17 protein-coding genes, 4 tRNA genes and 1 pseudogene are annotated in these 13349 nt (G+C 48.5%); 19 read left to right on the plus strand and 3 right to left on the minus strand.

The window, feature by feature from the left end:
* From IJ369_RS09925 to IJ369_RS09945, 5 genes and pseudogenes are all read left to right on the plus strand, one after another.
* Positions 1-622: pseudogene (locus tag IJ369_RS09925) on the plus strand (tRNA uridine-5-carboxymethylaminomethyl(34) synthesis enzyme MnmG); the annotation flags it as partial.
* A 25-nt stretch (positions 623-647) separates the two neighbouring features.
* The gene (locus IJ369_RS09930; RefSeq protein ID WP_290718616.1) at positions 648-1088 is read left to right on the plus strand and encodes a hypothetical protein; all 441 of its coding nucleotides are present in this window, start codon (positions 648-650) and stop codon (positions 1086-1088) included.
* Between the two features lie 3 nt (positions 1089-1091).
* A complete protein-coding gene (rsmG, locus tag IJ369_RS09935) occupies positions 1092-1811 on the plus strand; it encodes a 16S rRNA (guanine(527)-N(7))-methyltransferase RsmG (RefSeq protein WP_290718618.1) in 720 nt (239 codons plus the stop codon).
* Between the two features lie 219 nt (positions 1812-2030).
* The gene (gene noc / locus IJ369_RS09940) at positions 2031-2876 is read left to right on the plus strand and encodes a nucleoid occlusion protein (protein WP_290718620.1); all 846 of its coding nucleotides are present in this window, start codon (positions 2031-2033) and stop codon (positions 2874-2876) included.
* A gap of 63 nt (positions 2877-2939) precedes the next feature.
* Entirely contained in the window at positions 2940-3194 is a 255-nt protein-coding gene (locus IJ369_RS09945) for a helix-turn-helix domain-containing protein (RefSeq protein WP_290718622.1), read from the plus strand.
* A 59-nt stretch (positions 3195-3253) separates the two neighbouring features.
* Here IJ369_RS09945 and IJ369_RS09950 read toward each other — a convergent pair whose 3' ends face one another.
* Genes IJ369_RS09950 through IJ369_RS09960 form a run of 3 tightly spaced genes read right to left on the minus strand, consistent with a single transcriptional unit; the run spans position 3254 to position 5191 of the window.
* Positions 3254-3748, minus strand: a complete 495-nt coding sequence (locus IJ369_RS09950; protein ID WP_290718624.1) for a PaaI family thioesterase — start codon at positions 3746-3748, stop codon at positions 3254-3256.
* Positions 3749-3761: 13 nt separating this feature from the next.
* Entirely contained in the window at positions 3762-4232 is a 471-nt protein-coding gene (locus tag IJ369_RS09955) for a PaaI family thioesterase (RefSeq protein WP_290718626.1), read from the minus strand.
* An 11-nt stretch (positions 4233-4243) separates the two neighbouring features.
* Positions 4244-5191 (minus strand): alpha/beta fold hydrolase, encoded by a 948-nt coding sequence (locus IJ369_RS09960; protein ID WP_290718628.1) that lies wholly within the window; start codon positions 5189-5191, stop codon positions 4244-4246.
* A 128-nt stretch (positions 5192-5319) separates the two neighbouring features.
* Here IJ369_RS09960 and IJ369_RS09965 point away from each other — a divergent pair, with 128 nt between their 5' ends.
* The 14 genes from IJ369_RS09965 to bsh all read left to right on the plus strand — a co-directional run bounded on the left by IJ369_RS09965 (position 5320) and on the right by bsh (position 13313).
* Positions 5320-5526 (plus strand): hypothetical protein, encoded by a 207-nt coding sequence (locus IJ369_RS09965; protein WP_290718630.1) that lies wholly within the window; start codon positions 5320-5322, stop codon positions 5524-5526.
* Positions 5527-5609: 83 nt separating this feature from the next.
* Positions 5610-5682: transfer RNA gene (locus tag IJ369_RS09970), tRNA-Thr, on the plus strand.
* 12 nt (positions 5683-5694) lie between these two features.
* A tRNA-Tyr gene (locus IJ369_RS09975) sits at positions 5695-5775 on the plus strand.
* 14 nt (positions 5776-5789) lie between these two features.
* Positions 5790-5863 (plus strand) — tRNA-Met (locus IJ369_RS09980).
* 172 nt (positions 5864-6035) lie between these two features.
* Positions 6036-6123 (plus strand) — tRNA-Ser (locus IJ369_RS09985).
* A gap of 419 nt (positions 6124-6542) precedes the next feature.
* Complete coding sequence (locus tag IJ369_RS09990) at positions 6543-6812, plus strand: branched-chain amino acid ABC transporter permease (protein WP_290718632.1); 270 nt, start codon at positions 6543-6545, stop codon at positions 6810-6812.
* A gap of 38 nt (positions 6813-6850) precedes the next feature.
* On the plus strand, positions 6851-7066 hold the full coding sequence (locus IJ369_RS09995) for a hypothetical protein (protein ID WP_290718634.1): 216 nt from the start codon (positions 6851-6853) through the stop codon (positions 7064-7066).
* Positions 7063-7662 carry an NlpC/P60 family protein gene (locus IJ369_RS10000; protein WP_290718636.1) on the plus strand — a complete coding sequence of 200 codons (600 nt, stop codon included), beginning with the start codon at positions 7063-7065 and terminating at the stop codon, positions 7660-7662. The genes IJ369_RS09995 and IJ369_RS10000 overlap by 4 nt, the downstream gene beginning before the upstream one ends.
* A 521-nt stretch (positions 7663-8183) precedes the next feature.
* Entirely contained in the window at positions 8184-9383 is a 1200-nt protein-coding gene (locus tag IJ369_RS10005) for a pyridoxal phosphate-dependent aminotransferase (RefSeq protein ID WP_290718638.1), read from the plus strand.
* Between the two features lie 168 nt (positions 9384-9551).
* The gene (gene mnmA / locus IJ369_RS10010) at positions 9552-10628 is read left to right on the plus strand and encodes a tRNA 2-thiouridine(34) synthase MnmA (protein WP_290718640.1); all 1077 of its coding nucleotides are present in this window, start codon (positions 9552-9554) and stop codon (positions 10626-10628) included.
* A gap of 99 nt (positions 10629-10727) precedes the next feature.
* The gene (locus IJ369_RS10015; RefSeq protein ID WP_290718642.1) at positions 10728-11210 is read left to right on the plus strand and encodes a C-GCAxxG-C-C family protein; all 483 of its coding nucleotides are present in this window, start codon (positions 10728-10730) and stop codon (positions 11208-11210) included.
* A gap of 4 nt (positions 11211-11214) precedes the next feature.
* Complete coding sequence (locus tag IJ369_RS10020; protein ID WP_290718644.1) at positions 11215-11667, plus strand: copper amine oxidase N-terminal domain-containing protein; 453 nt, start codon at positions 11215-11217, stop codon at positions 11665-11667.
* A 42-nt stretch (positions 11668-11709) separates the two neighbouring features.
* Positions 11710-12291 (plus strand): RsiV family protein, encoded by a 582-nt coding sequence (locus IJ369_RS10025; RefSeq protein WP_290718646.1) that lies wholly within the window; start codon positions 11710-11712, stop codon positions 12289-12291.
* 50 nt (positions 12292-12341) lie between these two features.
* Entirely contained in the window at positions 12342-13313 is a 972-nt protein-coding gene (gene bsh / locus IJ369_RS10030) for a choloylglycine hydrolase (protein ID WP_290718648.1), read from the plus strand.
* Positions 13314-13349: the final 36 nt, after the last annotated feature.

The raw sequence follows: 13349 nt of genomic DNA on the forward strand, positions 1-13349 counted from the left end.
CAAAGGCACAAGAGAACCCTACAGAATGATGACCAGCCGTGCGGAATTCCGCCAGCTGCTGCGTCAGGATAATGCCGACCAGAGACTGACCCCCATCGGCCACGAAATCGGTCTGATCTCCGATGAAAGATATGAAGCATTGAGAGAAAAAGAAAGACTGGTAAAAGAAGAGATCGAACGTGTTCACGGCGTGACCATGGGCCCCAGCGAAGCAGTGCTGGCTGTTCTGGAAAGAAACAACACAGCACCTATTAAGAATGGCGCGCGCCTTTCTGATCTGATCAAACGCCCTCAGCTGACCTATGATGCCCTGGCGGAAATCGACCCCGAAAGACCCGAACTGCCTGCGGATGTACGGGAACAGGTGAATATTCAGATCAAATATGCAGGCTATATTGACCAACAGTTGAAACAGGTGGAACAGTTCAAGAAGCTGGAAGGCAGACTGCTTCCCCAGGATCTGGATTATGAAACCATTCAGGGTCTGAGACTGGAAGCAAGACAGAAGCTGAATCTGGTACGCCCCCAGAACTTAGGACAGGCCAGCCGTATCACAGGGGTTTCCCCTGCGGATATTTCCGTATTGCTCATCTACATGGAACAGATGAAGCGGAGCAAATAACAAAAGTAGAATTGGATGTGATGCTATGACAGGATTTTTTCTGCCATGGAATGAAAATAACAGACAGATAAAGCGGGGCGAAAAGAAACTGCATCTGCCCAAGGGGACATTTTCCCTGGAGGATGCCGTTTTCGATAATCGCAAGCCTGCTTACGTTTCCCTGCCCAACCCCAGAGGGACATTGCGTTCCTTCCTGCAGGCGGTGGAAAGCGGGAAAAAAGAGGAAGCCATGGGCTATTTTTCAAGCAAGGTAGCGGAAGTGGTGGATTATGAAGAAATGGAAGGCTTTTTGAAGGATTTGAAGGAATATCATTGCTTTGCCGACGAAAGCAAAAATGGCATCCGCACGGTTTCTGTTACCAGAAATAATCAGGATGGAGAAATTTTCTCCTTTCGCATGGTGGCGGAGCCGGATTCCTATGGCAAATGGAAGATTTTCAGTATTGAAAGAGAAGGGAAGGAATAAACCGTGGAAAACAAAGCATTACTCAAGGATTGCTGTGAACAGATGGGCGTTTCCTTAAGCGAAGCCCAGCTGGAACAGTTTATGACATATCTTTCCCTCCTGCTGGAATGGAATGAAAAAATGAACCTGACAGCCATTACAGAACACAGAGATGTGGTGCTGAAGCATTTTGCAGACTGCCTGAGCCTGGTGCCCTGGGTGGAATGGAAAGAAGGCATGCAGGTCATCGATGTGGGTACTGGTGCCGGTTTTCCCGGTATCCCCGTGAAAATTGCAAAGCCTGAGGTGGAAATGACACTGCTGGATTCCCTGCAGAAGCGTATCGGTTTCCTGCAGGAAGTGGGCACACAGCTGAAATTGGACGGCGTGGAATATGTCCACAGCAGAGCGGAAGACGGCGGTCAGAACCCCGATTACAGAGAACAGTTCGACCTGTGCGTTTCTCGTGCGGTGGCGAATCTGGCGGTGCTGAGTGAATATTGTCTGCCTTTCATTAAGGTCGGCGGTCAGCTGGCGGCCCTGAAAGGCCCCGATGCGGAGGCGGAAGTGGAACAGGCGGCAGGCGCCCTGAAAAAGCTGGGCGGCAGACTGGTGGAAATCAAGGATGTGACGATTCCATATACAGACCTGTCCCATAAACTGGTATTCATCGAGAAGGTTGCTCCTACGCCTAAGAAATACCCCAGAAACGCCGGAAAGATTAAAAAAGACCCATTAAAATAAAAGAAAAGCTCGTATCGATGCGTATTGTGTCGATATGGGCTTTTTTTTGTGGAACGCTTTTTTTCGGAGAAGAAAATTGCCGTGATATCATGTAGAAAAGAAAATAAAAATATTTTTCCCGCAAAAAATATGCAATATTTTGTGCCATTCAGGGTGCAGGGAAATGATTTCCCCGCCAGGGTGTGGGACAGTGTCCCACGAAAAAAGGAGGTAATATATATGGAAGTTTTGAAATTTTCGGAAATGCGCTTGAAGAAGGATAAGGTGGTCTTTCAGCTACCTATTGATAAGATACGGTCTAACCCCTATCAGCCCAGAAAATATTTCAACCGTGCGGCATTGGAAGAACTTTCGGAAAGCATCAAAGCCTATGGCGTGCTGCAGCCTATCACGGTACGGAAAATGAGCGGCGGCTATTATGAACTGGTGGCAGGGGAACGCCGCCTGCGGGCATCGGAAATGGCAGGATTGGAGACCATCCCCGCTATTTTGATGCAGGTCAGCGACAGCGATAGCGCCGTCATGGCCTTTATCGAAAATATCCAAAGGCAGAATTTGAGTTTTTTGGAAGAGGCAGAGGGCTATAAAAATATGATGGAGGATTACGGCCTGACCCAGGAGGAGCTGGCGGTGAAGCTTTCCAAAAGTCAGTCCTCCATCGCCAATAAGCTGCGGGTTTTAAAACTGGAGGACAGCGTGAAAAAGCTGCTCCTGGAATATCATTTCACAGAGCGCCACGCCCGGGCCCTTTTGAAGCTGCCTGATGAAGAGACGCGGTTGTTCGTTCTTGCCCAGATGGTACAGGAAGAAATGAATGTGAAGAAAACGGAAGAACTGGTGGAGGCGACGCTGGAGGAAATGCGCCCCCGCCCCGTGGAAAAGGGGGAGCAGCGGGAAAAGCGATATGTCCGTTCCTCGGATTTTCGCCTTTTCACCAACACCATCAAGCAGAGCGTGGAAGTCATCCGCAGGTCTGGAATGGATGTGGTTTATGAGGATAAGCAGGACGAGGAGGGCTGCGAGATCGTCATCCGTATCCGCAGAAATGGGCAGGCATCCGCTTGATTTCTTTGTTGTAACGTTTTATAATGGTTACTATATAGAACGTTACGAACAGGAGGGAACGGCATGAAGGAAAGGCCTGTTTTGATCCGTGCGGATTATGGCAGAGTGGAGCTCAGGTTAAAAGAAGTGATGGACGAGATCGGCATCAGCAGAAACCAGCTGGCAAAGCTCATCGATGCCCGCTTTGAGGTGGTCAGCAAATGGTATAAGGGTGAAGTGGAAAAAATGGACTTGGATATCCTTGCCCGCATCTGCTATGCACTGGATTGCACCACGGATGATCTGCTGCAATATGTTCCCGGGGAAGAGGAAGAATAAAAAATAAAAGCACCTTATGCAGTGGGGCAAAAGCCACATTGTTAAGGCGCTTTTTTTATTTAAATCTCTCTTTCAAAGGTCTTATCCAGCTTCATGAACGTTGCTGTGGCTGTACCGACCAGCACTTCCTTGCCATTTCGATTTATTTTCCCCTCTGCTGTCATGCTGATGAGGGTACGCCCCAGGTGGGTGATCTTGATATGATAATGTACGAAATCCCCCAGAAGGACAGGCTTCAGGAAGGTGGTTGTCAGGTTGACAGTGGTGACCATATGCTGTTTTGCAAAATAATGGCAGGTCAGGCCAAAGGAAACATCGAAGCAGGTCATCAGAATACCGCCATGGAGACTGCCGCCGGGGTTCAGTTCCCATTCCAGAGCCTCAAAAGCAATGCAGGCTTCTCTGTTTGCAAAGTCGCAGGAAACGAACTGGGGATGCAGGCGGGCCAGCACGCCGCAATTGGAAATGGGGTTATCGGGGTGTCCCAGCTGGGAAAGCCACTGCTCCATATTTTCCTGAGAGTTGACCCCGTCTTTTAATGTGATCAATGTCATTTTTCCCACCTCCTTATTCATTGACAGCCATGAATGTGGCTGTGGCGATGCATGCCAGAACGTCGCCCTTTTCCAGACGCACTTCCGCTTTGACTGTTGCCAGGGTGCGTCCCAGGGAATCCAGCTGGCATTTTACGTGGAAAGTATCCCCCAGAGCGATGGGCTTCAGGAAAGAGACATTCATCGTTACGGTTACAACGGTGGGGGCACTCAGGTGGGTATAATAATGGGCCAGAGAGCCCATGGAAGTATCCAGAGCTGTGGAAGTCATGCCGCCGTGGATGATATCTTCGGGGTTCAGCTCCCATTCCTGCACATCATAGGCAAATTCGGCAGTGCCTTTTGCAAAATCGCAGGCAACGAAGCGGGGGTCCATGCGGGGGATGACGCCGTGGTGTTTCAGATAGGAACCGGGTTTCATGGCGTTGTGGAAAAATTCTTCCATATCTGCCTGAGAAAGACCGGGAATTTCAGTCCAGTGCATAGTGTTTCTCCTTATTTCAAAAATTCCTTTACATTATCCAGAAAGGCCTTGCTGTTTTCCAAATGGGGCAGTGCGCCTGTGTTTTCGAAGAGGGCGAAGGAGCCAAAGTCCTTCATTTTTTCCGCCGTATCGAAATGCTCTGTGGGGTTTGTTTTGTTTTCCTCGCCCCAGATCATCAGGAAGGGGATGGAAAGCTTTTCAAAGGCGGGCTTGGTATCAGCGGCATAGAAGCGAGTGGAGATACCTGCGAAGGTCGCCTGGGCATGGCTGCCAAAGCGGGCAGCATCCGCGTATCTCTGCACCAGTTCGGAAGAGATGTTTTCCTTTGCGTAGAAAGCATCTTCCAGAGCGGCTTTGATCTTCCCTTTGGAGGTGCCCATGAGAAATTTCTGGGTGCCCGCCACGGGGGAAAGGAGCAGAGACAGGGGTTTTGTATCTTCATCGGTTGCGAAGCCCTTGCCGATGCCTTCGGGGGAGATCATCACCATGCGGCGGATATCATCAGGATGCAGCATGGATAAAATCAGGCCGAAATCGGCGCCTGCGTTGGCGCCGCAGAAGCAGACGGGGCGTTTTACCACGTTTTCAATGAACCCGTGGAGGAAATTTGCATACTGATATGCTGTCCAGGGTTTTTCGGGGCAGAAGGAATTGCCGAAGCCGGGCAGATCCACAGCGTAAACATGGTAAGTCTCCGCCAGAGATTCGATCGCATCATCCCATTCGCGGCAGGATGCCCCCAGCATCACGCTGTGTACCAGCAGCAGGGGTCTGCCATGGCCCAGGGAACGATAGGCGATGGGGCCTTCTTCCGTTTCATATGTTTCCATGAAATGGGTCTCATCTTTTTTCTTTTGAGCTTTTTTCAGGCAAAGCTTCTGATAGCCCGCAAGGCCTGCAAGAGCTGCGCCGATGGCACCGAAAAAGCCAAGGAAATATTTTGCCATTTTCTTTTTCATATCCAAACCTCCCTTAGAGGAAATTTTATACAATACTATTTCAACCTATATTATGCGCTTAAATTTTGCATTTGAAAAGGGGGAAAATCATAAGATATTATGAAGATTTTCGGGAAGGAGTGGGCGAAATGGATGGGTTTTTGGCATTGGCGGGGCAGCTGTTCGTGATCCTCTGCATCCAGTCTATTTTAGAAGCTATGTCAGCAAAATGGCAGAATAATTTCATGCAGAAGCCCATCGAACTGGGGTGTTACCTGGCGAGCCTGGTGGCGGTTTTGCGGTTCATGCAGACTTATTTATTCAGTATTTTACGATCATTCTCGAAATTTTTTTAAAAAAAATTAAAAAATTGCAAAAAAAGTGCTTGACGAATGGACAAAACGATGGTAATATATCATCTGTACTCAGTACGAGTTACGCCGATGTGGCTCAATTGGCAGAGCAGCTGACTTGTAATCAGCAGGTTATCGGTTCGAGTCCGATCATCGGCTTTTTTCTTATGTGGGTGGATTCCCGAGCGGCCAAAGGGGGCAGACTGTAAATCTGTTGCGATAGCTTCGAAGGTTCGAATCCTTCTCCGCCCACTCTTTTATACTGACGCGGAGTAGAGCAGTCCGGTAGCTCGTCGGGCTCATAACCCGGAGGTCGTCGGTTCAAATCCGGCCTCCGCAATTCAACAAAAAAAGGAATACCTTATGGTATTCCTTTTTTGTTGTTTCGAGTATTTGCATGAACCTGCGACCTCTGCAATTCTATGTCGAAACATTTCTTTTATTTTCCAATAAAAAATGTTTGACAAATATATTGACTTATAGTATACTAGTTCCTGCAGTAGGCATTTTGTGGAGATGTACTCAAGAGGCTGAAGAGGTGCCCCTGCTAAGGGTATAGGTCATTAACGTGGCGCGAGGGTTCAAATCCCTCCATCTCCGTAATAAAAAAGAGATTATCGAAAGATAGTCTCTTTTTTGTTTTTCAGAAAGAAATGAACCCTGTGCGCCACGGTGGCGCGGGAGTTGAGGACGACCGCTGCCGGTGGCAGAAGAAGGGAGTCCGAAACTGCGAGAAACAAGGAGTTCATCGACTGAACGAAGAGAAGGAAAATGAACGACTATGTTTCGAGGTGGGCCTGTTCAAATCCCTCCATCTCCGTAATGAAAAAGGAACACCATGCGGTGTTCCTTTTTTATTGCGAAGAGGGGAACCCGACAATTCCGTAATAAAAAAGAGATTATCGAAAGATAGTCACTTTTTTTGTATATAGATTTTTTAAAAAGAAAAGTTGAGACTATCGTATACCATCCTTCCTTTATGATGAAGAAAAACAAAACATCAGAGAGGAGGGATTTTTTTGTATCTGACAGCAGATACCATCATCCGGCTGGCCACCATCCTTGGGGCCTTCGGCACTGTGGGCGCCATGCTTTACAAAAGCTTTCGCTGGATGGAGCAGCAAAAGCAGCAGGAGGCGGAGATCGAGAACATCAAGAAGGAGCAGTGCATCATGTGCTACGGACTTCTGGCAACTCTGGACGGGCTGAAGCAGCTGGGGGCCAACGGAAATGTAAGCGACGCCTATCAGAAACTGGAAAAGCATCTGAACAAAACGGCACACGACTGAGACAAGGGGTATATTAAGGAAAGAAAGTGGAATGAAAGATGAACAAGGAATGGAAAGAGATACTGGGGAACCTTCTGACGGTAAAAAGTATCGTAACGATCCTGCTGACGGTGGTGTTTTCTTTTTTGGCCATCTATGATCGCATCGACGGCGGACAGTTTCTGAATATTTTTTCCATCGTCATTGCCTTCTATTTTGGCACACAGCATCAGAAGGCAACGGAAAAGACGGCGGAAAAGGGGGAAAATCAATGACGGGAAAGGAATTAGTGGCCTTTGCCAGAAGCAAGCTGGGCACCGCCTATGTTTATGGCATGAAGGGGGATGTGCTGACGAAGGAAACCTACGACCGACTGAAGATCTTATTTGGCCCTCTGGTCTGGGACAGCGACGTAAATAAGATTGGGCAGGTCTGTGTGGATTGCAGCGGGCTGATCTCCTGGGGGACAGGCATCCAGCGCAATTCCCAGGGCTATCATGATACGGCGGAAACGGTTTTCCCCATTTCTACTGTGAATCAGGCGCCCATTGGGGCGGCAGTCTTGAAAAAAGGGCATATCGGTATCTATATCGGAAACGGCAGATATATCGCCGCAGACGGCAGTGCTTACGGCGTCCGCATGGGAACAGTGGCGGGAAGCAGCTTTACCCATTGGTTCCGTCTGAAGGATATCGACTACAGGGAGGAAGAAATGGCGCAGAAAGAAACCATCATTTATAATGAAAAGGAATATACCGTGGAGCTGATCCGCAGGGACGGCGTGACCTATCTGAAAACCAGAGATATCGCCGAAGTTCTGGGGTTGTCTGTCAGCAGCCGGGGGAAGACCCCTGTCTTGGCAGACAAGTGAGGAAAATGAGAGATCCCTTCTTTTTTAGAGGGGATTTTTTTCGTTCAATTCAATAAAAAAATAACAGTTTGATTTTTGTTTTTTCCTGTGAGAAGAAAACAAAGGATATGGGGAAAAGAGGAAAAATATTGTTGAGTTTTTATTTTTAACAGGAAAAGAATATTTTCCTTCACCTCAAAAAGCGAAAATGAACTATTTTTCAGTCTGATTTGTGGTTTTTTCGCAGGAACGATTGGACATTTTTTCTTAATCGAAGAAAAACTGTACGAAATACTATACAAAAATACGCGAGTTTGTAGAAAATTTCACAGTACCTCTTGCCTTTCTCGGGAAAAGTGGTATACTGATAATGTATTCGGATGCGGATTTTCTGGAATTCGTTGTGCTTTTGGATACATACTGAACTTTTTTTCAGGATGTAGTTGGTATGTATGGGGCGCAGCGGTTTGGAAAAGTCCTCCGAGAAGAGTACGCAGTTCTTCAAATACAAAAACTATGAATTAAAAGGAGAAGTGAAAAACATGAGAATTTCCGACAGAGTGCAGGCAATGCAGAACTCCCCTATCAGAAAATTCAACCCTATGGCTGAAGCAGCTGAAGCAGCTGGCGTTAAAATCTACCACCTGAACATCGGTCAGCCCGATATCGAAACACCTTCCGTATTCTGGGAAGCAGTAAAAGGTTTCGACCAGAAAGTACTGGCTTACGCTGGTTCTTGGGGTCTGCCTGAACTGCAGGACGCTATCGTTGAATACTTCAAGAGATTCGATATGAACCTGGAAAGAAACGACGTTCTGATCACAAACGGCGGTTCCGAAGCTCTGACACTGGTATTCCTGTCCCTGATCAACCCCGGCGACGAAATCATCGTTCCCGAACCCTACTACACAAACTACCTGACATTCATCCAGGCTGCTGACGGCGTTATCAAACCCATCACAACATATGCTGAAGAAGGTTACAAATACGCTATCAAAGAAAGACTGGAAGCAGTAGTAACAGACAAAACAAAAATGATCTCCATCGTTAACCCTGGTAACCCCACAGGCTGCATCCTGTCCAGAGAAGACATGAGAGTAATCGCTGACTTCGCAAAAGAACATGATCTGTGGATCCTGGCTGACGAAGTTTACAGAGAATTCGCTTACGACGGCAGAGAAATGACATCCTTCGGTCAGCTGGCTGACATCGAAGAAAGAGTTATCATCATCGACTCCGTTTCCAAGAGATTCTCCGCTTGCGGCGCTCGTATCGGCTGCCTGGTTTGCAAAAACAAAGAATACATGGCTCAGGTTTACAAGATCGCTATGGGTCGTCTGTGCGTTCCTACACTGGACATGGTTGGCGCTACAGCAATGTACAAACTGCCCGCTGACTTCTTCAACGATGTAAGAGCTGAATATGAACACAGAAGAAACACAGCTTTCGAAGCTCTGCAGAAAATCCCCGGCGTTGTATGCAAATGCCCCGGTGGTGCATTCTACATCACATGCAAACTGCCCGTTGAATCTACAGAAGACCTGCTGCTGTTCCTGCTGAACGAATTCAGAGACAACAACGAAACAGTAATGTACGCTCCCGCTGAAGGCTTCTATGCTACAGAAGGTCTGGGCAAAGACGAACTGCGTATCGCTTACATCCTGAAAGCTGAAGACCTGGCTCGTGCTATCGAACTGCTGGCTAAAGGTATCGAAGCTTACAAAGCAAAAGGCGGCAAATAATTCAATTTTACATAAATTGAGTTGAGCATTAGCTTTGCACTTGAAAGGACACTCCTTATGGAGTGTCCTTTTTCTATACATGGCTTCGCATTGGAAAACAGTATCTTCTTGACAGGGAAGGCGGATGGTGTTAATATCCTATCAAATCTATAGGAAAGCGTGATGAGGATGAAGAAGAAAGCAATGATCGCCATGAGCGGCGGCGTGGACAGCTCTGTTTCTGCCGCCCTGATGCAGGAGGCGGGCTATGATTGCATTGGCGTTACCATGAAATTATATCAGAATGAAGATGCGGGGATAGAAAGAGGAAAAACCTGCTGCGCCGTATCCGATGTTTTGGATGCGGAGCAGGCGGCCTTTCGCTTGGGGATGCCCCATTATGTGTTCAATTTCACAGAGGATTTTCGCCGGCAGGTCATGGAACCTTTCGTAGAGACTTATGAGGCAGGAGGCACCCCCAATCCCTGTATTGACTGCAACCGGTATATGAAATTTGAAAAACTGTATCAGCGGGCGCAGCTGCTGGATTGCGATATTCTGGTGACGGGCCATTATGCCAGGGTATCCTATGATGAGGAGCGGGGCCGCTGGCTGTTGAAAAAGGGGAAAGACGCGGCGAAAGACCAAAGCTATGCCCTTTATAGCCTGACACAGGAGCAGCTTGCCCATATCCGTTTCCCGCTGGGGGAAATGGAAAGCAAGGAAGCAGTGCGAAAGATCGCAGAGGCCCATGGGTTCCGCAATGCCCGCAAGCAGGATAGCCAGGATATCTGTTTTGTGCCCGATGGGGAATATGCTTCTTTTATTGCCCGATTCCGTGGGAAAGAGCCCGTCGGCGGCCCTTTTCTGGATAAAGAGGGCCATGTCCTGGGGCAGCATCGGGGCATCGTCCATTATACCATCGGCCAGCGGAGAGGCTTGGGCATCCCTTCTGCGGAGCGGCTGTATGTCTGCGAAAAAGACCCGAGGACCAATACAGTCATTCTGGGACGGGATGAGGATCTGTACAAAAAGGAGCTTCTGGCAGAGGATTTCAACTGGATCGCCATGGAAGAGCCCAAGGAACCTGTTTCCGTGCAGGCCATGATCCGCTATCGGGCAAAGGAAGTGCCTGCGGTGGCTTCTGTCAATCCAGACGGCACGGTGCGTATTCTTTTTGAAACAGCAGTGCGGGCCCCTGCCAGAGGACAGGCTGTTGTGCTTTATGATGGCGATATCGTCATCGGCGGCGGCAGGATCTGCTGAGAATAGCCTGCTTTTTCCGCAGTTTTTTGGGAAAGTTTGAAGACTTCTGCAACTTTTTATGGTAATATGAAGTCAAAGTTTGTAGAAGGAGGAATCAATATGGATGAAAATAAAGAACTGACATTGGTGGAAAAAGTAGAACAGGAAGCGAAAGAATGTTTCAAACAGGGCCTGAACTGCTCTGAATGTGTCATGACGGCTATGATGAACAATTTCGACATGGGCCTGCCTAAGGAAGTGGTAAAACTGGCAACAGGCTTCGGCGGCGGCATGGGCCATACAAAAAATACCTGTGGTGCCATCACAGGGGCAGTTATGGCACTGAGCGGCATCGTGGGCAGAGAAAACCCCATGGCGAAGGAAACCATGGCAGAACGTATCCAGGAACTGCAGCAGGATATTTATCCCGTTGTTGGCAAAATGGTAAAAGAAATCGAAGAAGAATACGGCACACTGATCTGCTCTGAACTTTCCAACCCCCACGGCGATTGGGAAGGCAAGGCAAGAAAGAAAAATTGTATGTCCATGATCATCCATTGTGCGGGTTTGGCTGCAAAATATGCCGAAGAAAATAAGGGTTGATCCTATGAAGAAGATATTGTTAGGGATTCTGGCGGCGCTGACTTTCTGCGTGCCTGCCTTTGCCCATCCGCCCATCACCGTATATGTGGATGGAGAAAAACTGAATTTTGACCAGCCCCCCATTATTCAGGATGACCGTACGCTGGTGCCTATGCGAAAGATTTTCGAGGCTTTGGATGCGGAAGTCGTCTGGGATGAACCCAGCCAGACGGTCGTGGCAGTCCATGATACAGACGTGATTTTGTTCCGCATCGGGGAAGCGGGTCTGTATAAAAATGGACAGCTGGCCTATACCATGGCGGTGCCTGCCCAGATCATCAATGACCGTACGCTGGTGCCTTTGCGGGCCGTGGCGGAAAGCCTTGGTGCAAATGTTGGCTGGGATGGTATCGATTATGTTATCGATATCACCGCTGCAGGCGGCACGCCTGCAACAAAACCGGAGACCCCTTCCTAAACATGGCAGGGAACGCCCCTCAGCGGCGGCTATGCTTCTTCTGTGAAGGCTCCTGATGGCACAGTGGTTCTGAATGTGGAGCTGAGATGCGATGAAGTTTCCACTGGCGCCGGGGCAGCAGCCATCAATGGCGCTATGGCCAATGAGACTTATGGCCAGGGTCAGGCCTTCCTGCAGGCATATGGGGAAAAAGCGCTGAAGGAATATGAAAATGACCCCGAAAATTTCCGTACCTATTACTATATGGGTACCTATGAGCTGACTAGAAAAAGCAATGGCTATGCTTCTTTCCTGTCGTCTGTTTCTTCCTATGACGGGGAGGACGACACGGTACGGTATTTCTCCCATACTTACAATTTAAGTACCGGGAAGGAATGTGCCCTCAGCGATCTGGTTTCCGACAGCAGAGAGGATCTGGAGTATTTGTGGATGATGTCTTTCACAGCACTGATCGATACAGATCCCGATGCTTTCTATAGCAAAGCCGTGAGCAAGCTGGAGAAAAACCTGGATAAAGTGGATTTCTATTTGACAGAGGACGGCATTGTGTTCTACCTGTCTCCTGATATCATCGCTCCCCCGGAAACGGGCGCGGTGTCCTTTGAAATCAATTACGTATTTTAATGAAAGAAAAGCCTCTTTTTGGACAATATAATCCAAAAGGAGGCTTTTTTATGTGTACAGCAGTTACTTACCGTACCAAAGATCATTATTTCGGAAGGAATCTGGATTTTGAATGTTCCTATGAGGAAAGCGTCACCATCACGCCCCGCAATTTTCCGTTTTCCTTCCCGAATGGGACGAATTGGGAGCATCATTATGCCATTATTGGTATGGCCCATGTTTCCGAAGAGTATCCTTTATATTATGATGCCGTCAATGAAAAGGGGCTGGCTATGGCGGGGCTGCTGTTTGCGGGAAATGCGGTCTATGGAAAGCCTCTGCCAAAGAAAGATAACATCCCCACCTGGGCTTTTATCCCCTGGGTGCTGGGCCAGTGTGCATCTGTTGCGGAAGCGGAAGCTCTGCTAGGGAATATCAATCTGACGGATGAAGCTTTCAGCCCGCTCCTGCCTCCCACGCCTCTTCATTGGATGATCGCTGATAAAGAAAGAAGCATCACCGTGGAAGCCACGGCGGAGGGACTGGAGGTATACGAAAATCCTGTAGGCGTATTGACCAATAATCCGCCCTTCCCCTTCCATCTGCAAAACCTGACCCAGTATCTGAACTTGACGGCAGAACTGGCGGAGAATCGCTTTTCTGACACCATCGACCTGCGCCCTTTCAGCCGGGGGATGGGGGCTATTGGCCTGCCAGGAGATCTCAGCTCTGCTTCCCGTTTCATTCGGGCAGCCTTTGTAAAGCTCCATTCTGTTTCCGGGGAGGGGGAGGAGGAGAGCGTCAGCCAGTTTTTCCATATCCTGGGGTCGGTGGAGCAGCAGCGGGGGTGCGTCCGCCTGGAGGAGGAAAAATATGAGATTACCATCTATTCTTCCTGCTGCAATCTGGAGAGGGGTATCTATTATTATAAGACCTACGATGGGAAGGGGATCACGGCGGTGGAGCTGCACGGAGAAGACCTGGAAGGACAAAGACTGGTGCTTTTTCCGCTACAGAAAAACGGGGATTTTTGTGGACAGTAGAAGTTACAAGAGTTACATTTGAAAAATATTGTGCAG

The organism is Anaerotignum sp., from assembly GCF_017483025.1.
Classification (GTDB): domain Bacteria; phylum Bacillota; class Clostridia; order Lachnospirales; family Anaerotignaceae; genus Anaerotignum_A.